At 68.2% G+C, this 18,867-nt stretch carries 16 protein-coding genes; 2 read left to right on the top strand and 14 right to left on the bottom strand.

Annotation, left to right across the window (positions count from 1 at the left end):
• Window positions 1-4: 4 nt before the first annotated feature.
• From murB to ftsW, 6 genes are all read right to left on the bottom strand, one after another.
• Window positions 5-940, bottom strand: coding sequence for a UDP-N-acetylmuramate dehydrogenase (gene murB, locus KUH32_RS12120; protein ID WP_217778730.1), 936 nt, complete (start codon window positions 938-940; stop codon window positions 5-7).
• Between the two features lie 60 nt (window positions 941-1,000).
• The gene (locus KUH32_RS12115; protein ID WP_217778728.1) at window positions 1,001-1,270 is read right to left on the bottom strand and encodes a DUF2484 family protein; all 270 of its coding nucleotides are present in this window, start codon (window positions 1,268-1,270) and stop codon (window positions 1,001-1,003) included.
• A 105-nt stretch (window positions 1,271-1,375) separates the two neighbouring features.
• Window positions 1,376-2,560: an APC family permease gene (locus KUH32_RS12110; RefSeq protein ID WP_217778726.1), complete on the bottom strand. Its 1,185-nt coding sequence runs from the start codon at window positions 2,558-2,560 to the stop codon at window positions 1,376-1,378.
• A gap of 120 nt (window positions 2,561-2,680) precedes the next feature.
• Window positions 2,681-4,078: a UDP-N-acetylmuramate--L-alanine ligase gene (gene murC, locus KUH32_RS12105; protein ID WP_217779806.1), complete on the bottom strand. Its 1,398-nt coding sequence runs from the start codon at window positions 4,076-4,078 to the stop codon at window positions 2,681-2,683.
• A gap of 13 nt (window positions 4,079-4,091) precedes the next feature.
• Window positions 4,092-5,210, bottom strand: coding sequence for a UDP-N-acetylglucosamine--N-acetylmuramyl-(pentapeptide) pyrophosphoryl-undecaprenol N-acetylglucosamine transferase (locus tag KUH32_RS12100; protein ID WP_217778724.1), 1,119 nt, complete (start codon window positions 5,208-5,210; stop codon window positions 4,092-4,094).
• An 81-nt stretch (window positions 5,211-5,291) separates the two neighbouring features.
• On the bottom strand, window positions 5,292-6,458 hold the full coding sequence (gene ftsW / locus KUH32_RS12095; RefSeq protein WP_217778722.1) for a putative lipid II flippase FtsW: 1,167 nt from the start codon (window positions 6,456-6,458) through the stop codon (window positions 5,292-5,294).
• A 157-nt stretch (window positions 6,459-6,615) separates the two neighbouring features.
• On the opposite strand from ftsW, the gene KUH32_RS12090 reads away from it, so the two are divergent.
• Complete coding sequence (locus KUH32_RS12090) at window positions 6,616-7,794, top strand: BaiN/RdsA family NAD(P)/FAD-dependent oxidoreductase (protein WP_217778720.1); 1,179 nt, start codon at window positions 6,616-6,618, stop codon at window positions 7,792-7,794.
• Window positions 7,795-7,846: 52 nt separating this feature from the next.
• Window positions 7,847-8,779 (top strand): L-lactate dehydrogenase, encoded by a 933-nt coding sequence (locus tag KUH32_RS12085; protein WP_217778718.1) that lies wholly within the window; start codon window positions 7,847-7,849, stop codon window positions 8,777-8,779.
• 2 nt (window positions 8,780-8,781) lie between these two features.
• On the opposite strand, the gene murD is transcribed toward KUH32_RS12085, so the two are convergent.
• The 8 genes from murD to rsmH all read right to left on the bottom strand — a co-directional run bounded on the left by murD (window position 8,782) and on the right by rsmH (window position 18,866).
• Window positions 8,782-10,179, bottom strand: a complete 1,398-nt coding sequence (gene murD, locus KUH32_RS12080) for a UDP-N-acetylmuramoyl-L-alanine--D-glutamate ligase (protein WP_217778716.1) — start codon at window positions 10,177-10,179, stop codon at window positions 8,782-8,784.
• Between the two features lie 67 nt (window positions 10,180-10,246).
• Entirely contained in the window at window positions 10,247-11,470 is a 1,224-nt protein-coding gene (locus tag KUH32_RS12075; protein ID WP_254899158.1) for a Coenzyme F420 hydrogenase/dehydrogenase, beta subunit C-terminal domain, read from the bottom strand.
• Window positions 11,471-11,651: 181 nt separating this feature from the next.
• Window positions 11,652-12,734 carry a phospho-N-acetylmuramoyl-pentapeptide-transferase gene (mraY, locus tag KUH32_RS12070; protein ID WP_217778714.1) on the bottom strand — a complete coding sequence of 361 codons (1,083 nt, stop codon included), beginning with the start codon at window positions 12,732-12,734 and terminating at the stop codon, window positions 11,652-11,654.
• A gap of 12 nt (window positions 12,735-12,746) precedes the next feature.
• Window positions 12,747-14,183, bottom strand: coding sequence for a UDP-N-acetylmuramoyl-tripeptide--D-alanyl-D-alanine ligase (locus KUH32_RS12065; protein WP_217778712.1), 1,437 nt, complete (start codon window positions 14,181-14,183; stop codon window positions 12,747-12,749).
• Window positions 14,180-15,661 carry a UDP-N-acetylmuramoyl-L-alanyl-D-glutamate--2,6-diaminopimelate ligase gene (locus tag KUH32_RS12060; protein WP_217778710.1) on the bottom strand — a complete coding sequence of 494 codons (1,482 nt, stop codon included), beginning with the start codon at window positions 15,659-15,661 and terminating at the stop codon, window positions 14,180-14,182. Before KUH32_RS12060 ends, KUH32_RS12065 begins: the two co-directional genes overlap by 4 nt.
• 64 nt (window positions 15,662-15,725) lie before the next feature.
• Window positions 15,726-17,513, bottom strand: coding sequence for a peptidoglycan D,D-transpeptidase FtsI family protein (locus KUH32_RS12055; protein ID WP_217778708.1), 1,788 nt, complete (start codon window positions 17,511-17,513; stop codon window positions 15,726-15,728).
• Window positions 17,510-17,854: a cell division protein FtsL gene (gene ftsL, locus KUH32_RS12050; protein WP_217778706.1), complete on the bottom strand. Its 345-nt coding sequence runs from the start codon at window positions 17,852-17,854 to the stop codon at window positions 17,510-17,512. The genes KUH32_RS12055 and ftsL overlap by 4 nt, the downstream gene beginning before the upstream one ends.
• 4 nt (window positions 17,855-17,858) lie before the next feature.
• Window positions 17,859-18,866: a 16S rRNA (cytosine(1402)-N(4))-methyltransferase RsmH gene (rsmH, locus tag KUH32_RS12045; RefSeq protein WP_217778704.1), complete on the bottom strand. Its 1,008-nt coding sequence runs from the start codon at window positions 18,864-18,866 to the stop codon at window positions 17,859-17,861.
• Window position 18,867 lies beyond the last annotated feature (1 nt).

The raw sequence follows: 18,867 nt of genomic DNA, 5'->3' as shown, positions 1-18,867 counted from the left end.
TCGTTCAGTCGCGCGCCAAGCGCGGCTCACCCACCCGCATGATTTCCCACTCTAGCGTTATTCCACTGTGTTGGAAAACCCTTTTTCGCACTTCCTCGCCCAGCCCTTCAAGGTCTTCGGCCGTCGCGTCGCCGGTGTTGACCAGAAAGTTGGAATGCTTGGGCGACATCTGTGCCCCGCCGCGCGTCGCGCCGCGCATGCCCGCATCGTCGATCACCTTCCACGCCTTCAACTCGTGCGTGTCGTCCGCCTGACCGGTCGAACTGAACCCGGCGGGGTTGCGAAAGGTCGAACCGGCGGTGCGGTCCTTGGTGGGTTGGGTTTCGTCGCGCTTGCGCAGCTGGTCTTCCATCTTTTGCGCAAGGGCTTTCGGATCTCCGGCGGCACCTTCGAAAACCGCCTCGACCAGCACCGCGCCTTCGGGCAGATCGCTTTGCCGGTAGCGCAGGTTCAGATCGGCCGGCGTGAGCGTGACCACCGCGCCCTGCCGGGTGATCGCGGTCGCCGAAACCAGGTGGTCGGCGACATAGGACCCGTAGCAGCCCGCATTCATCCGCACCGCGCCGCCGATGCTGCCGGGAATGGTGCGCAGAAAGGTCAGGTCGATGCCGGCTTCGGCGGCGCGTTTGGCGACATGGGCGTCCAGCGCCGCCGCGCCCGCGGTGACGCGCCCGTCGGCGACGGAAATCGTGTTGAACCCCCGTCCCAGCCGGATCACCACCGCCCGGATACCGCCATCGCGCACGATCAGGTTGCTGCCCACGCCCATCGGAAACACCGGAACGGCCGGATCGAGCGCGGCCAGGAACGCACCGAGATCGTCGCGGTCGGCGGGCTGGAACAGCCAGTCCGCCGGGCCGCCGACCCGCAGCCAGGTCAGGCCGTCCAGCGGACGGTCGGGCGTCAGGCGCCCGCGCACTTTCGGAAGCTCACAGGTCATGCACGCGCTTTAGGCGCTGTCCGGGCCTTGCACAAGCCCGGCCCGTCCGGTCCCGCAGGGTCAGGCGTTGCCGTCGCGCCGGTGAAGGCCCAGCCGCGCGCCGATCCAGCGCCCCAGGTAACGCACCGGCCAGCGCAGGATGCTCATCCCCGCCGCCAGGACCAGCAGCCCCACCCAGGGACCGTTCTGGTAGGTGACGTAACCCAGGATCGGGATACCGATCGCGATCAGCCCATAGGCGCGCTGCCAGTGGTTGTCCCGTGACGGGACCATCGCAAGGATATTGGCCAGGATCGCCCAGAGGCAGGCCAGGATCAGAGAGGTGCTCAAAACCGTCCCTCCGCAATGCCCCCCCGGGCTGTAGCAACCTTGCCTTGTTCGGTTGCGCGGGGCAAGCCCCGGAAAAGCGTCAGGTTTTCGCCGATGTGACGCGCATCAGCCCCAGAACGACCCGAAGAAAGCCGCCAGGCACGCGAACAGCCCCAGCCAGGGCACCCAATGGGCCACGTCGAAGCCGCGCGCCCGTTCCCGTCGGTCCAGCGCGATCAGTGACGCGTTGACCAGCGAAAAGACGATCAGCAAGGCTTGGCTGGTGAATTCGGCCAGGGTGGCGACCGGCAGGGTCATCGCCGCGCCGACCACCGAAACCCCGACCAGAAGCGATGCCAGAACCGGCGTGCCGAACCGCGGATGCGCCGAACGGAATACCGCCAGCGCGCGCGACCGCTTGCCCAGGCCGAACAGGACCCGGCTGGCCATGACGATCTGCGCCAGCACCCCGTTCAGCGCCGCCGCCACGGCGATGGCCGACAGGAACGCGCCGGATCGCCCGGTTCCCGCTTCCCAGACGATGGCCAGCGGGCGTTCCGAGGCGCCCAGAACGTCTTGCGGTACCACCCGCACCGCGGCGAGCGCCACCAGGCAATAGAGAATGCCCGTAACGGTCAATGCCGCCAGGATGGCACGCGGCATCGTGCGACCCGGATCGCGGGCTTCTTCGGCCATGTTGGCCATGTCGTCGAACCCGATATATGCGAAGAAAGCAAAGACCGTCGCCGTCATGATCCCGGCCCAATGCGGCGCGGGCGCCGGCAGGGTCCAGTCCGCAACCGGCTCGGCGGAAAAACCGGCACCGATCACCAGCGCAAGTCCCAGCACCTCGACCAGCGTCAGCACCGCGGCAAAGGCCAGGCTTTCGACCACGCCGACGATGGCGACGACGGTCAGCGCCGCGCCCAGTCCGATCACCGCCCAGACGAAGGGCAGATCGACCAGTGCCAGCAGGTATCCCACCCCGCCGCGCAGCACCGCCGCGGCGGCCACGGTTCCGGCGACGATATTGATCCATCCCACCAGCACCGCCAGCGCGTGGCGGTTCAGGCCCTTCTCGATATAGGAACTGTCCGCCGCCGCTTCGGGGATACGCACCGACAGCTCGCAGAAGCTGAGCGCGGTCGGCACCGCGACGACGGCCGCCAGGACAAAGGCCAAAGGCGCCCAGACACCGGCAGCCCCGGCGGCGGCGCCGGTCAGCACGTAGATGCCCGCGCCGACCATGATGCCGATCCCGTAAAGCGTCAGCAGAACCGGGCCGATCCGGCGTTTCAACTGGTCGGACATGGCGTTCCTTTCCCGCCCAGGACAGCATCCGGCAGGGTTCAAGGCCATGACGCAGGTCAACGCCGCCCGGAACCCGGGTGCCGCCGGCAAGAACCGGGATCGCGCGCCGGGCTTCGCGGGTTACCCGGCCAGCCGCTCGACCAGCCCGTGCGCCCAGGCGCTGATCGTGCCCGCGCCCAGGCAGACCACCATGTCGCCGGGTTGCGCCTGTTCGCGCACCAGCCGTTCCAGATCGTCCTCGTCGACGATGGCGCGGGCATGGCGATGGCCATGGCGCACCAGGCCCGCCACCAGGTCATCGCGGCTCGCGCCCTCGATCGGCGCCTCGCCCGCGGCATAGACCTCGGCGATCGCGACCACGTCGGCCTCGTTGAAGCAGGCGCAGAAATCCTCGAAATGATGCGATAGGCGGGTATAGCGATGCGGCTGGTGCACGGCGATCACGCGGCCTTCGGTCGCCTGCCGTGCGGCCTTGAGCACGGCGGCGATTTCCACCGGGTGGTGGCCGTAATCGTCGATCACGGTGACGCCGCCCACTTCGCCCACCTTGGTGAAACGGCGGTTGACGCCGCCGAACTTGGCCAGCGCGGTGCGGATTTCGTCCGCCGTCATGCCCAGATGCCGCGCCACGGCCACCGCCGACAGCGCGTTGCTGACGTTGTGGTCGCCCGGCATCGGCAGGGTGCAGCCCTCGATCACGGTCTCTTCGGCCTGCAGGGCGACGTCGAAATGCGCAACGCCCTTTTCGTAGCGCAGGTTCACCGCACGCACGTCCGCCTGGGCGTTGAAGCCATAGGTCATCACGCGGCGGTCGGTCAGCTTGCCGACCAGTGCCTGCACTTCGGGGTGATCGGTGCAGCACACGGCGATGCCGTAGAACGGGATGTTCGACACGAAATCCAGGAACCCCTTGCGCAGGTTCTCGATGCTGCCCCAGTGCTCCATGTGCTCGGGATCGATATTGGTGACGATGGCGATGGTCGCGGGCAGGCGGTTGAAGGTGCCGTCGCTCTCGTCGGCCTCGACCACCATCCATTCGCCCTGCCCCATCCGCGCGTTGCTGCCATAGGCGTGGATGATGCCGCCATTGACCACGGTCGGATCGAACCCGCCGGCATCCAGCAACGTCGCCACCATCGTCGTGGTCGTGGTCTTGCCGTGGGTGCCGGCGATGGCGACGTTGGACTTGAGCCGCATGAGCTCGGCCAGCATCTCGGCCCGGCGCACGACCGGCAGGCCGCGCTTGCGCGCCTCGTCCAGTTCGGGGTTGCCCGGCTTGATCGCGCTCGAGACGACCACCACTTCGGCGGCTTCCAGGTTTTCGGCCCGCTGGCCTTCGAAGACAAGCGCGCCAAGGCTTTCCAGCCGTTCGGTGATCTTCGACCGCTTCAGATCCGAGCCCTGCACCACATAGCCGTGGTTCAAGAGCACCTCGGCGATGCCCGACATGCCGATGCCGCCGATCCCGACGAAATGGATCGGACCCACATCGCCGGGCAGCTTGGTCGCGCCCATCATCACCGCGCTCCGTTCAAGTTCCAGATCCTTCATTGCCCTCGTCTCCTGCCAGGTGTTGCACAAGACCGGCCAGCGCTTCGGCGGCTTCGGGCTTGCTGCTGCGGACGGCGGCGATCGACATCTGCATCGCGCCGTCTGGATTGGTAAGGACCGCGGCCAGCGCCTCGGTCATGCTGTCCACGCTCAGGTGTCGTTCCGGGATGCGGATCGCCGCACCCGCATCCACCAGCCCCTGCGCATTGGCCATCTGGTGATCGCCCGCCGCGGCCGCGTAAGGCACCAGCACCGATGGCCGTCCGATCACGCCGATATCGGCGACGCTGGACGCGCCCGAGCGCGACACCACCAGTTGCGCTTCGCTCATCCGGGCGGGCACATCGGTGAAAAACGGCTGCACCTCGGCGTCGATACCCTGTTCGGCGTAATAGGCGGCCACGCGCTCGGCATCCTCGTCGCGGGCCTGGTGACTGACACGCAGGTGGCGCAACAGGTCCATCGGCAGCGCCGCGACCGCGGGGGGCACGACATCCGACAGGATGCGCGCGCCCTGGCTGCCGCCGATCACCAGGATCTGCATCGGGTAATCGCCGGGCGGGATATAGGGCGCAGCGGCGCGTTCCAGCACCGCAGCGCGCACCGGGTTGCCGGTATGGATGCCCTCGACGCCTTCGGGCAGATCCGTCGGCCAGGTGCCGCAGGCGACCGCATGCACCCGCTTGGCGAAGACCCGGTTGACCCGGCCAAGCACGCCGTTCTGTTCGTGGATCATTCGCGGCAGCCGCAGCATCCACGCCGCACCAAGCGCCGGGATCGACGGGTAGCCGCCGAAACCCACCACGGCATCCGGCCGGTCGCGCAGCATGCGCATCGCCATCGACACGGTGCCGGCCAGGATGCGGAACGGCGCCAGCGCCTTGGCCGCGAGCCCGCCGCGCGCGAAGGTGGCAGAGGCGACCTGCTCGATCTCGACCCCGTCCGGAAAGGCACCGGTATAGCGCGCGCCGCGCGCGTCGGTCGACAGCTTGACCCGCCAGCCACGTGCCAGCATGACCTCGGCCAGCGCCTGGGCGGGGAACATGTGCCCGCCCGTGCCGCCCGCTGCCATCACCAACAAGGGCCTGCCTTCCGCCATCACCTCACCTCACCGCCACGTATCGGCCTCCCGTATCGCATGTGTCCCGTTGGGGCAATCGGGGGAGTTCGCGGCATTCGTTCACCGCATCCGCGCCCGCAGGATATCGCCGATCTCGCCCTGCGGACGGGTCCGGGTGAAGGCCAGCAGCATGCCGACGCCGATGCCCGCGGCGATCAGCGACGACCCGCCGTAGCTGACAAAGGGCAGCGTCATGCCCTTGGCCGGCAACAGCCGCACCGCCACGCCCATGTTGATCATCGCCTGCACACCGAACATCGCGGCCAGCCCGGTGCCGGCAAGACGGATGAACGGGTCACGCTCGCGCATCAGCCGAACCATCGAACGCACCACGACCGTGGCGTATAGCGTGATGATCGCCAACACCATGATCAGGCCGTATTCCTCGGCTGCGACGGCGATGATGAAATCGGTATGGGCGTCCGGCAAGCTCCATTTCACCTGGCCTTCACCGACGCCCACGCCAAAGAAGCCGCCTTCGCGGATGGCGTTCGTGGCATAGCCCAGCTGCGTTGTCGGATCGACTTCGGCGCTCAGAAAGCCGTCGATGCGGCGGGCGAAATGTTCGGAATTCTCGTAGGCCAGCGTGCCGGCGAAAACGACCACGCCCGCCAGGCACAGCAAAAGCAGCATCGGTGCGCCGCCGACGAACCACATCACGCCCCAGCCGAACAGCACCAGGCAGGCCTGGCCGAAATCCGGCTGGAAGGCCAGCATCAGCACGATGGCGATGGTCAGGATGAACGAATAGCTCCGCCCGGGAGGCCCGCCCAATTCCTGAGCGCCGGCCATCATCCAGGCGGCGACGATGACGAAGGCGGGCTTCAGGAATTCCGATGGCTGCACGCTGGCGAAGCCCAGCGAATACCAGCGCACCGCGCCCTTGCCGAAATCGGTGCCGAAGAACGGCAGCAGCGCCAGCGCGATGAACGCGATCACGAAGCCCAGCGAGGCCAGCCGCCGCACGACCGTGGGCGACATCATCGAAGTGATCAGCATCGCCGTGATCGCCAGCCCGCCGAAAAACGCCTGGCGCTGGACATAGTGAAACGGCGCGAAACCGTTGCGTTCGGCCAGCGGCGGCGAGGCCGCGAGGCCCAGCAGGATACCCATGCCGAACAGCATCAGGATGCAGCTGAGCGACCACCGGTCGACCGTCCGCCACCATTTTGGAAGAACCGGTTCGCCATCGCGCACCGGCACGGAACCATAGACCATTTCCGTCATGGGATCACCGCTTCACTGCCTCAACCGCCAATGCCCGTTCGCCGGGTCTGCGCGCAGTCTAGCCCAACTTGGCGACTCAGGCCAGCATTGTGATCGTCCGTCAGCAATTTGTACCGAACTCTGGGAGAATCGGACGTTTTGCTGCATCGCTGCGCGCATGAAGGTGCAGACCCTGATCCTGGGCGCCGGTGCGGCCGGCCTGATGGCGGCGGCCCATGCCGGGCCCGACACGCTGGTGATCGACCATGCCCGCGCGCCGGGCGAAAAGATCCGCATCTCGGGCGGCGGGCGCTGCAATTTCACCAACCTGAACTGTGCGCCCGTGAATTTCCTGGGCCAGAACCCGCATTTCCACAAATCCGCCCTCAGCCGCTATACCCCGTGGGATTTCCTCGACCTGGTGAACGCGCATGGCATCGCCTGGCACGAAAAGACGCTGGGCCAGCTGTTCTGCGACGGCAAGGCCACCCAGATCGTCGCCATGCTCTTGAAAGAGATGGAAAAAGCCAGCGCCACGCTGTGGTTGCAAACCGCGGTGCGCGAGGTGGCCCATGACGGCGGCGCGTTCCGCGTGACGCTGGAAAAGGACGGCGCAACCCGTGTCGTGACCTGTGCTAACCTGGTGCTGGCCACCGGCGGCAAGTCGATCCCAAAGATGGGCGCGACCGGGCTGGCCTATGATGTCGCCGCGCAGTTCGGCCATGCCATCACCGAAACCCGCCCCGCCCTGGTGCCCTTCACCTTCGACAAGGACCGTTTCGCGCCGCTGGCCGGCATCTCTTGCCCCAGCCGCATCCGCTGCAACGGCGTCTCGTTCGACGAAGCGCTGCTGTTCACCCATCGCGGTCTCTCCGGACCCGCGGTGCTGCAGGTCTCGAGCTATTGGCGCGAAGGGCAGGCGATCGAAATCGACCTGTTGCCAGAAACCGACCTGGGCGCCGAGCTTCGCGCCCGTCGCGTCACGGAAGGCCGCAAGGCAGTGGCCACGGCGATCGGCCAGCAACTGCCGGCGCGTCTGGCCGACAGCGTGACGACGGAACTGGCACTGACAGGCAACCTGGCCGACCTGTCCGACAAGCGACTGCAGACGCTGGACGACCGGTTGCACCGCTGGTCGCTGCGCCCGACCGGGACCGAAGGCTACCGCACCGCCGAGGTCACGCTGGGCGGGATCGCGACCGACGCGGTCGACAGCAAGACGATGATGTCGAAACACCGCCCCGGCCTTTACATCATCGGCGAGGCGCTGGATGTCACCGGCTGGCTGGGCGGCTACAATTTTCAATGGGCCTGGGCTTCGGCCGTGGCGGCCGGCGCGGCAATACGCGGCGGCTGACCTGCGGCTTCCGGTCGGCTACAGTGCCCGTGCGGAAACCGGAGGAACGGGCATGAAGGTCGGGATCGTCGGCGCGGGCATGGTAGGCAGCGCGGCGGGTTACGCGCTGGCGCTGCAAGGCACGGCATCGCGCATCGTCTTTGTCGACCGCAGTGAAAAACTTGCCCTTGCCCAGGCGCAGGACATCGCCCATGCCGTGCCCTTCGCATCGGCCACGCAGGTGGATGCGGGCGGCTATGACGCGCTGACCGGTGCGGGGATCGTCATCCTGGCGGCTGGTGTGTCGCAGAAACCGGGCGAGACGCGGCTGGAACTGCTGGGCCGCAACGCCGTGGTGTTCCGCGAGGTGATCGGCGCGGTGCGCGCGCAGGCGCCCGAAGCGATCCTGCTGGTGGCCACGAACCCCGTCGACATCATGACCCAGATCTCAGTCGCCCTGTCCGGTTTGCCGCCGGAGCGGGTGATCGGGTCGGGCACGATCCTGGATACCGCGCGGTTCCGCAGCCTTCTGGGCCGGCATCTGGGGATCGCGCCGCGCTCGGTCCATGCCTATGTTCTGGGCGAACACGGCGACAGCGAGGTACTGGCCTGGACCAGTGCCCGCGTGGGATCGGTGCCGCTGATGAGCTTCGCCGCGCAGATCGGCGCGCCGATCACGGCCGAGATCCGCGACCGCATCGACGACGGCGTACGCAACGCCGCCTACACGATCATCGACGGCAAGGGTGCCACCTGGTACGGCATCGGCGCCGGGCTGGCGCGCATCGTCGCCGCCATCGCCGCGGACGAACAGGCGGTGCTGTCGGTTTCGGTCATGACGCCGGAAATCGGCGCGGTGAAAGACGTCGCTCTGTCCCTGCCCCGCATCGTCGGGGCGCGCGGCGCCGCCGCCAGCCTGATGCCGGACCTGTCGCCGGACGAGGCCACGGCGCTGGAGCGCAGCGCACGCCTGCTGAAAACCACCGCCGACGCGGTCGCGTTCTGACCTCAGCCGAGGGCGGCGACCCGCGCGGCGAAATCCTCGCCACGCTTCTCGAAATTGTCGTACTGGTCGAAACTGGCGGCCGCAGGCGCCAGCAGCACCACCTCGCCGGGCTGCGCTTCCGCGGCGGCGCGGGCGACGGCCACCTCCATCGTGGTGCAGATCTCGGCCTCGATCCCCGACAGCTGCAGCGCAAAGCCCTCGGCCTCGCGTCCGATGACATAGGCCTTGGCGACATGGCCGAGACCCGGCGCAAGGCCGGCCAGCCCGCCTTCCTTCATCAGCCCGCCGCAGATCCAGCGGATGCGGTCGAAGGCCAGCAGCGCCTTGAGCGCCGCATCCACGTTGGTGGCCTTGCTGTCGTTGACGAAGCGCACGCCGTCGCGCTCCGCGATCGTCTGGCTGCGGTGCGGCAGACCGGCGAAACTGTGCAGGCCGGCCTCGATCTCGCGCGGGGCGGCACCGAGCGCGCGCAGCGCGGCATAGGCGGCGCAGGCATTCTGGTGGTTGTGCGCGCCGGGCAGGCCGGTGATGTCCCGCAGATCGATCGCCGCCACCTGCCGGCCCTTGCGCCATTCGGCCAGGAACCCCTTGCGCGCGAAGACCTGCCAACCCGGCCCTGTCAGCTTGCGCCCGACCGAGACCCGGATCACCCGGTCGTCCGCCGGGCCCTCGGCCAGTTGGTTGGCCATGTAGCGACCCTCGGCCTCGTCGACGCCGATGACGGCGCGGTCCGGCCCGCCTTCGGCGAAAAGCCTGCGCTTGGCTGCGAAATATCCGCCCAGCCCGGCATGACGATCCAGGTGATCGGGCGACAGGTTGGTGAAAACCGCCACATCCGGCGTCAATGCGCGCGCCAGGTCGGTCTGGTAGCTGGACAGCTCCAGCACCACCACGCCGCCATCGCCGGGCGGGTCGATGTCCAGCACGCCGCGACCGATATTCCCGGCCAGCTGGCTTTCGCGCCCCACGGCACACAGCAGGTGGTGGATCAGCGCCGATGTGGTGGACTTGCCGTTCGACCCGGTCACCGCAATGACCCGCGGCGGCGTGTCGTGGCCGGCCCAGTCCGACAATCCCAGCGAACGGAAGAACAGCCCGATATCGTTGTCCACAGGCACCCCGGCCTCCCACGCGGCGGCGATGACCGGATTGGGCGCGGGATAGAGATGGGGGATGCCGGGGCTGACCACCAGGCTGGCGATATCGCCGAAGGCGCCCTGACGGGTCAAATCACGCAGCGTGAAACCCTCGGCCTCGGCACGGTCGCGCGCCGCCGGGTTGTCATCCCAGGCCAGGACCATCGCGCCACCCGCCTGCAGCGCCCGCGCCGCCGACAGGCCCGACCGGCCCAGCCCCAGCACTGCCACGTTCTGCCCTTCGAAACCTCTGACCGGGATCATGCCTTCCCCCCTGTTGCGCCGCCATGGCTAGCGCAGGTCGCGGTCCGGGAAAAGCGGGGATTGGCGTTCAGCCGTCGCGCCGTTCGCCCGGTTCCGGCATCAGGCCGTAGCGCGCCGCCAGCCGCCAGACATGGTCCGGCACCATGTTCTTCATCTTCGCGGGATGGCTGCGGCGCAGGTGCAGCACGGTCTCGATCGCCTTCATCTCGACCCGCGTGCGGGCGAATTCCAGCCCGCGCGGCCCGACCCGCGGCTGCAGCCAGGCCGCGATGGGGCGCAGCCAGCCCGGCATGCGGCGCAAGGGCAGCCCGCCGGCCGCGCGCACAGTATTCGCAAGGAACCCACGGACCGCCCCGTCGCGCCTGCCCCGGTCGGTCAGCGGCCGGGTCGCGACCCTGTCGCCCAAGGCCGCCAGCATCGCGGCGCCGCGCGGATTGCGCGCGATCACCCACTGGTCGCCGTCACCGCCCATGTAGCCCACGGTGATATCCGCGAGCCGGTTGGTATAATCGACGCAGGTCTTGCAGGTCATCGGAAAGAAATCCGCCGGCAAGTCCGACAGCGGCAGCTTGAGAAACGGGATGAAGCGCGGCTTGCGCCCGTCATCGAACCGCAACTCGACCCGGTAATCCGCACGGAACTCGAGATAGGAAATCGTCTCGGGCCGGGCGTCCAGCCGCGCCAGGAATTCGTGGAAGCGCTCCGTGCCGGTGTTGTCCGAACAGGGCGTGCCGATGACATACAGCGCCTCGAGTCCCAGCTCGGCCTCGAGCGCACGCAACGCGTAGACCTGGCAGGGAATGCCGATCACCGCCAACCGCCGGTACCCGGCCGCGATGGCCGGTGGCAGCGCCGCCAGCAGCGGCGAAAACCCCATCCGCATGCCTCTGCAGGCCGCCATGTCCTCGGCCCGCGTGACGATGACCGGCATCGGTTTCCAGCGATCCGACGGGTCCGGCGCCGTGGCGATGACCGCATCCACCGCACCCGCGCGCAACAACGCCGCCGCCAGCGCCGTGGTCAGGCCCGACCATTGCGCGCCTTCCGCCGCGGGTTCGAGCCGCGCCCGGACCATCGCCTGCGTGACACCGAAAAACGCCTCGTCACCCGCGCCCGCCTCGCGGCCATGCACGGCGCGCTCCAGCCCGGGGTAATCCGGCGCGATGAACTGGCAGGCCCGTCCGCAGGCCTTGCCGTCGCCGATCCGGCTCACCCCGCAATCGGTGCACAGACCCGGCCGCGCCGCGCCACCGATCCGCGGCACCGCCATGCCGCCTGCCCCGCCATCCATGCGCGCCTCCTGACAACCATATCTGTCAAGCTTAGTTGACATTGCAGGGCGCACCAACCGATCTCTTCATCTTGCCGGACAAACTCCGGGGAGCGCGAGGGGCCGGCCCCTCGCATCCGAGGACGACACCAAAGGTGGCGGACGAGACGGCCTGCGCGGGCCGCAGGCCCGCACCGATGGGTCAGCGCACCTTGAGCGTGGCCAGACCGATGATCGCCAGGATCAGCGAAATGATCCAGAACCGGATCACGATCTGCGGCTCGGCCCAGCCCTTCTTCTCGTAATGGTGATGGATCGGCGCCATCAGGAAGACACGCTTGCCGGTGCGCTTGAAATACAGCACCTGGATGATGACGCTCAGCGCCTCGACGACGAACAGACCGCCCACGATGGCCAGAACGATCTCGTGCTTGGTGGCCACCGCGATCGCACCCAACGCCCCGCCAAGAGCCAGCGACCCGGTATCGCCCATGAAAACCGCCGCGGGCGGCGCGTTGTACCAAAGAAAGCCCAGGCCACCGCCGATCAGCCCGGCGGTGAAGATTAGGATCTCACCGGTCCCGGGCACGTAATGCACGTCGAGATATTCGGTGAAGTCGACCCGCCCCACCGCATAGGCGATCACGCCCAGCGTGCCGGCCGCGATCATCACCGGCATGATGGCCAGCCCGTCCAGCCCGTCGGTCAGGTTCACCGCGTTGGCGGCACCCACGATCACGATCATCGCGAACGGGATGAACATCAGGCCCATGTTCAACAGCGTGTCCTTGAAGACCGGAAAGGCCAGCCGGTTCGACAGCGCTTCGGGGTGATAGGTCGCCGCCCACCATCCCGCCAGCCCGGCGATCAGGAAGCCCAGCAGAAGGCGCACCCGTCCGGACACGCCGGCGGAATTCTGTTTCGACACCTTGGCGAAATCGTCGGCAAAGCCGATGGCGGCGAAACTCATGGTGACGAACAGCACCATCATCACGAAGGGGTTGTCCAGGCGCGCCCAGAGCAGGGTCGAAGTCAGCAGCGCTCCGACGATCAGCAAACCGCCCATCGTCGGCGTTCCGGCCTTGACGAAATGCCCTTCGGGTCCGTCTTCGCGGATCGGCTGGCCCTTGCCCTGCTTGCGGCGCAGCACGTTGATCAGCGGTCTGCCGAACAGGAATCCGAAGACCAGCGCGGTCAGGAATGCGCCACCGGCACGAAAGGTGATGTAGCGGAAGAGGTTGAAGAAATCGCCGCCATCGCTGAGGGCCGTCAGCCAGTAAAGCATCGCACCTGTCCCCTACCCGTCACTGCCCGCAGGGCCTTGGCGCATTTTGCGGATCGCGTCAACCACGGCGGCCAGCCCCATCGACAGCGATCCCTTGGCCAGAACCACGTCGCCGGCATCCAGATCACGCGCCACGCGTTCGGCCATCTCGGTTGCGGTTTCGGTCCAGCGCCCACGCCGCGCGGGCGGCAGCGCTTCGTGAAGATGCCGCATCAGCGGCCCGATGCAATGCACCTTGTCGATCCGGTGCATCGCCGCAAGCTCGGCCAGCGCGGCATGCTGGGCGGTCTCGGTTCTGCCCAATTCCTTCATGTCGCCCAGATAGGCGATCCGCCGGCCCATGCTGACCCGGCCCAAGTCGTTGCGCGGCTCGGCCGCCGCCAGCACCTCGAGCGCCGCCCCCATCGAGGCGGGGTTTGCATTGTAGGCGTCGTCGATCAGTTCGACGCTCATGTGCGGGTGCACGATGTCGAGCACGATCCTTTCGCGGGCGCCGCGACCCGGCCCCGGCGACCACCGTCCCAGTGCCGAGACCGCCAGCGCCATGTCGAGACCAAGTGCCGAGACCGTCGCCAGAACCGCCATGCCGTTCACCGCGAAATGACGCCCCGGCACCATCACCTTGTACAGCACAGGCACCCGCCAGGCGCGACCCTGCACCACCGTGCAGGCATCCTGCAGATCGACATGGGACACCCGGTGGTGGTTCCCCGGTGCCTCGCCAAACGAGATGACCCGCGCCGCATGGGCTTCGGCCTTGGCCTTGAGGATCGGACTGACATCGAGATCGCCATTGTAGATCGCCACACCCCGCGGCTCCAACCCTTCGAAGATCGACGCCTTTTCCCGGGCGATGCCCTCGAGGCTTTCGAAGGCGGCCAGGTGCGCGGGCGCCACGATCGTCACCAGCGCCACGTGCGGGCGCGCCAGCCGAGCCAGCGGCGCGATCTCGCCGGGGTGGTTCATGCCGATCTCGATCACCGCGAAATCGGCATCGTGCGGCATCCGCGCCAGCGTCAGCGGGACGCCCCAGTGATTGTTGTAGCTTTTTTCGGCGGCATGTACGGCGCCCTGCGCCGCCAGCACGGTGCGCAGCATTTCCTTGGTCGATGTCTTGCCGACCGATCCGGTCACCGCGACCACCCGCGCCCGGCTGCGGGCCCGCGCCGCGCGGCCGAGCGCCTCGAGCCCGGTCTGCACGTCCTTCACGACCAGCAGCGGGGCGTCTGCCGCGATGCCTTCGGGCACCCGGTCGACCATTGCCGCCGCCGCGCCCTTTTCCAGCGCTTGCGCGACGAAGTCGTGCCCGTCCCGCGCCGCCTTGAGCGCCACGAACAGCTCTCCGGGTTTCAGCGTGCGGGTGTCGATCGACACGCCGGTCGCCTTCCAGTCCGCCGTCACCCGTCCGCCCGTGGCCTTCACCGCCTCGTCCGCCGTCCAGAGTGTCACAGGCCCCTCCCGTCCAGCGCCGCAACGGCGACGCTGGCCTGTTCCGCATCGTCGAAGGGAAAGACCGTGTCGCCCACGATCTGCCCGCTTTCATGCCCCTTGCCGCAGATCAGCAGCGCGTCGCCCGGGCCAAGCGCATCGACGCCGCGCAGGATCGCCTCGGCCCGGTCGCCCACCTCGGTGGCCTCGGGCGCACCGGCCATCACCGCGGCGCGGATCGCGGCGGGGTCTTCGGAGCGCGGGTTGTCGTCTGTCACGATCACCAGATCGGCGTGTTCGGCCGCGGCCTGCCCCATCAGCGGCCGCTTGCCGGCATCCCGGTCGCCGCCGGCGCCGACGATGGCCACCAGCCGGCCCATCACGTGCGGCCGCAGCGCCTGGATCGCGGTGGCCACGGCATCGGGCGTATGGGCGTAATCGACAAAGACCGCCGCACCGTTGTCGCGCGTCGCGGCCAGTTGCATCCGCCCGCGCACCGTGCCCAGCAGCGGCAGCATGTCGAAGACATCGTCCGGATCGGCGCCGCAGGCGATGACCAGCCCCGCGGCCAGCAACACGTTCTCGGCCTGGAATCCGCCGATCAGGGTCAGCCGTTCCTGCCGCACCGCGCCTTTCCAGCGGATTCGCAACTCCTGCCCGGTGGCGTCGAACCGCTGCGCTTCGAGGCACAGATCGGCGGCATCGCGCCCGACGGTGATGATATCCTGGCCGCGGGCCTTGGCGATGGCCAGCATGTCCACGCCGCGGGGATCGTCGATATTGATGACGGCGGTGCCGTCCTCGGGCAGCACCCGAGCGAACAGCCCGGCCTTGGCGGCGAAGTAGTCGTCGAACGTGGCGTGGTAGTCCAGGTGGTCCTGGCTGAAATTCGTGAACCCCGCCGCCTTCAGCTGCACCCCGTCCAGCCGGCGCTGCTCAAGACCGTGGCTCGACGCCTCCATCGCGGCATGATCGACGCCCGAGGCCGCGGCGCCGGCCAGCATCCGGTGCAGGGTGATCGGTTCGGGCGTGGTGTGGGCCAGCGGCGCCTGCCAGTCGCCCTCGACCCCGGTCGTGCCGATATTGACCGCGCGCTGCCCCAGTTCCTGCCAGATCTGCCGGGTGAAGGTGGCCACGGATGTCTTGCCGTTGGTCCCGGTGACCGCGACCACCGTTTCGGGCTGCGCGCCGAACCACAAGGCCGCGGTGTATGCCAGCGTTTGCCGGGGGTCGGCAGCGATGACCAGCGCGGCATCGCCGGCGGCCAGCTCCTCGGCGGCGATGCGCGCGCCCTCGGCATCGGTCAGGACCGCCGCAGCCCCCATGCGCAGGGCATATTGGATGAACTCCCCGCCATGCACCCGGGTGCCGGGCAAGGCCGCGAACAGGAAACCCGGCCTTACCTCGCGGCTGTCCACCGCCAGCCCGGTGATCCGCGCTTCGGTGCCACCGCGTGCAGTCAGTCCCAGTTCAGCCAGGCTTTTCACCTGCCCTGTCACGCGCACCCCCTGCTTCTTCTCTTTTCCAAATACGCACCGGTCCCACGGCCCGCATCCAGGCGCATCATTGCGAGATCAGCGTCACACCGGACACTTGCCCCGGTTCGCGCTCGGGGCGCAAGCCCAGAAGCGGGGCGACGCGTTCGATCATCTGGGCCGCCACCGGAACCGCCGTCCATCCGGCCGTGCGACGCGGCGTGTCGCCCGATGTCTCGACCGGTTCGTCCAGAGCGACGACCAGCACGTATTTGGGATCATGCGCCGGAAACATCGCGGCGAAAGTGGCGATCACCTTGTCCTTGTGGTAACCGCCGCCGCGTTCCTTGGGCTTGTCCGCCGTGCCGGTCTTGCCGCCGACGAAATAGCCCGGCACCTCGCCAAAGCTGGCCGTGCCTTCTGTCACTACCTTGCGCAGCATCACCCGCGCCGCCCGGGCCACTTCGGGGCGCATCACGCGCGGGCCGGTCTGCGGCGCCGATTGCTTGAGCAGCGTCGGCTTGACCACATGGCCGCCATTGGCGATGGCGGCATAGCCGGCGGCCAGGTGAAGCGGCGTCGCCGACAGCCCGTGACCATAGGAAATCGTGACCGTCGACAGATCGGTCCAGCGCGACGGCAACAGCGGCTTGCCGCCCTTCGCTTCGGTGATCTCGAACGGCGTCGGATCGAAGAAGCCCAAAGACTTGAGGAAAGCCTGCTGGCGCTCGGCGCCGATGTTCAGCGCCAGCCGCCCGGTGCCGCGGTTCGAGCTCTTGACGATGATCTCCTCGACCGAGATCGTGCCGTAATCCTTGCGATTGAACTCGCCGATCGTGTGGCCGCCGATCTTGAGCGGCAGCGAGGTGTTGATCATCGTGTTGGGCGCCGCCAGCCCCAGTTCCAGCGCCTGCGCCGCCGCGAAGATCTTGAACGTCGAGCCAAGCTCGTAGACCCCCTGCACCGCCCGGTTGAACAGCGGGCTGTCGGACGGGTTGCCCTGCACCGGCGGCGCGGGACGATCGTTGGGGTCGAAATCGGGCAGCGACACGATCGAGATCACCTCGCCTGTGCGCACATCCATCAACACGCTGGCCGCGCCCTTGGCGTTGAGCAGCCGCATGCCCGCCAGAAGCACCCGTTCGGACGCCGCCTGCACGCCCAGGTCCAGCGACAATTCCAGAGGCGCGCCGTTGCGGGCGGGATCGCGCAGTTCCTCGTCGAAGAACTGTTCGACCCCGGCCCGGCCGACGACCTCGGCCGCATCCACGCCTTCGCGGCCGAAACCGGCCCCGCCCAGCACATGCGCGGCGATGGACCCGTTGGGATACAGCCGCATTTCGCGCGGCCCGAACAGCAGGCCCGGTTCGCCGATATCGTGCACCGCCTGCAATTGCTCGGGGCTCAGCTTCTTGCGCACCCAAAGGAATTTCCGTTCGCCGGTGAAGTCCTTGATCAGCCGTTCCTCGTTCAGATCCGGGAAGATGCGCGCCAGTTCGCGGGCCGCGCGCTTCGGCTCGATCATCTGGTGGGGATGGGCGTAAAGACTGTGGGTCTCCATGTTGGTGGCCAGGATCCGGCCCTTGCGGTCGACGATGTCGGCGCGGCTGGCGACGATCGAGGCGCCGGTGGCCTGGGCGCGCGGCTCGACCGGCTGCGAGGCGGCCAGCAGGCCCATCCGCGCCCCGATCAGCATGAAGGCACACAGGAACACCACGCCGAGCACCAGCAGGCGGCCTTCGGCCCGCGTCCGCGCCTTGTCGCGCATCTGTTCATGGCGCAGGCGCAGGTTCTCGCGTTCGATGGCGTCGGGGTTTTCACCCTTCTGGCGGGCATCGAGGATGCGCGCCAGCGGGCGCAGCGGCGTGCGGATCATTGGCCGGCTCCTGCACTGGTGACATCGATGGGTTCGGAGATCTCCAGCTCCGGCGGCAGCGGATAGGCCACCTGGTCGACGCGACCGAACTGGTCGGGGCGCAGCGGCAGGAGTCCCAGCCTGTCGAAATTCATGTCCGCAAGGTCGCGCAGCCGGTCGGGCCGGTTGAGATAGGCCCATTCGGCGCGCAGAACCGCCAGCCGCGCCCGCGCCGAGCCGATCTCGGCATGCAGCCGGTCGACCCGGTCCAACGCCGCCTGCGTGCGGTAGTTCTCGAAATAGGCCCAGTAGCCGGAGGCGATGACGACAAGGGCGACGGCGAGAAACAACAGGGTTCGCATCGGCTCAGTCCTTTCGGGCTTGTTGGCCGGACCAGTCCGGCATGTCGAGCGCGCCGGCCTCGATATCCGAGGCCGGCGCGGTGGTGCGGCGCGCAACGCGCAGCTTGGCCGAGCGCGCGCGGGGATTGGCCGCCAGTTCCGCGGGATCGGCGGTCACCGCCTTGCGGGTGATTATCTCGAAAGCGGCATCGGGGGCGGTTTCCCGGGCCTCGGCATAGCGGTTGACATGGGTCTTGCGCAGTCCGTGCGCCTGAAGGAAGCGCTTGACCATCCGGTCCTCGATCGAGTGGAAGGTCACGACCGCCAGCCAGCCGCCGGGCCTGAGCACCCGTTCGGCCGCCAGCAACCCCTGCCAGAGCGCCCCGTATTCGTCGTTGACCGCGATCCGCAGCGCCTGAAAGCTGCGGGTCGCCGGATGGGCCTGGCCCGGCTTGGCGCGAGGCAGGCATTTTTCCACGATTTCAGACAGTTGTGCGGTTGTCTCGATCGGCGCCACACCACGCGCGGCGACGATGGCCTTGGCGATGCGGCGGCTTTGGCGCTCTTCGCCGTAGAGATACAGAAGATCGGCCAGGGCCGCCTGGCCCAGCGTGTTGACAAGATCCGCCGCCGACGGCCCGGCCTGCCCCATCCGCATGTCCAGCGGCCCTTCGCGCAGAAAGGAAAAGCCGCGCTCGGGCAGATCGAGCTGCATCGACGACACGCCGAGGTCCAGCACGACGCCATCCACGGTATCGGCAACCCGGTCCATTTCGGCGAAGTTGCCTTCGATCAGGGTGATCCGGCCGGCATAGGGCGCGATCCAGTCCAGCGCCATGTCATGGGCCAGCGGATCGCGGTCGATGCCGATGACGTGGTCCGCGCCCGCGTCCAGAAGACCGCGCGTGTATCCCCCCGCCCCCAGTGTGCCGTCGATCCACGTGCCGGCGACCGGCGCCACGGCCGTCAGAAGCGGCCCTAGCAGAACCGGGATATGAGGGGCAGAGCCGGCGCGTTGCTCCGCTGCGGCCATG

It is taken from the genome of Thalassococcus arenae (assembly GCF_019104745.1).
Lineage (GTDB): Bacteria > Pseudomonadota > Alphaproteobacteria > Rhodobacterales > Rhodobacteraceae > Thalassococcus_B > Thalassococcus_B arenae.
Note: the sequence above shows the minus strand (reverse complement) of the source record. Positions and strands in the feature narration are given on the sequence as shown.

What these genes read in the sequence shown, in the direction of transcription:
- KUH32_RS12055 (WP_217778708.1), bottom strand. Translation starts at nt 17,513, where the DNA reads ATGATCCGCACGCCGCTGCGCCCGCTGGCGCGCATCCTCGATGCCCGC.
- KUH32_RS12090 (WP_217778720.1), top strand. Translation starts at nt 6,616, where the DNA reads ATGAAGGTGCAGACCCTGATCCTGGGCGCCGGTGCGGCCGGCCTGATG.
- murB (WP_217778730.1), bottom strand. Translation starts at nt 940, where the DNA reads ATGACCTGTGAGCTTCCGAAAGTGCGCGGGCGCCTGACGCCCGACCGT.
- KUH32_RS12075 (WP_254899158.1), bottom strand. Translation starts at nt 11,470, where the DNA reads ATGGATGGCGGGGCAGGCGGCATGGCGGTGCCGCGGATCGGTGGCGCG.
- murC (WP_217779806.1), bottom strand. Translation starts at nt 4,078, where the DNA reads ATGATGGGCGCGACCAAGCTGCCCGGCGATGTGGGTCCGATCCATTTC.
- KUH32_RS12085 (WP_217778718.1), top strand. Translation starts at nt 7,847, where the DNA reads ATGAAGGTCGGGATCGTCGGCGCGGGCATGGTAGGCAGCGCGGCGGGT.
- ftsW (WP_217778722.1), bottom strand. Translation starts at nt 6,458, where the DNA reads ATGACGGAAATGGTCTATGGTTCCGTGCCGGTGCGCGATGGCGAACCG.
- mraY (WP_217778714.1), bottom strand. Translation starts at nt 12,734, where the DNA reads ATGCTTTACTGGCTGACGGCCCTCAGCGATGGCGGCGATTTCTTCAAC.
- murD (WP_217778716.1), bottom strand. Translation starts at nt 10,179, where the DNA reads ATGATCCCGGTCAGAGGTTTCGAAGGGCAGAACGTGGCAGTGCTGGGG.
- KUH32_RS12100 (WP_217778724.1), bottom strand. Translation starts at nt 5,210, where the DNA reads ATGGCGGAAGGCAGGCCCTTGTTGGTGATGGCAGCGGGCGGCACGGGC.
- rsmH (WP_217778704.1), bottom strand. Translation starts at nt 18,866, where the DNA reads ATGGCCGCAGCGGAGCAACGCGCCGGCTCTGCCCCTCATATCCCGGTT.
- ftsL (WP_217778706.1), bottom strand. Translation starts at nt 17,854, where the DNA reads ATGCGAACCCTGTTGTTTCTCGCCGTCGCCCTTGTCGTCATCGCCTCC.
- KUH32_RS12110 (WP_217778726.1), bottom strand. Translation starts at nt 2,560, where the DNA reads ATGTCCGACCAGTTGAAACGCCGGATCGGCCCGGTTCTGCTGACGCTT.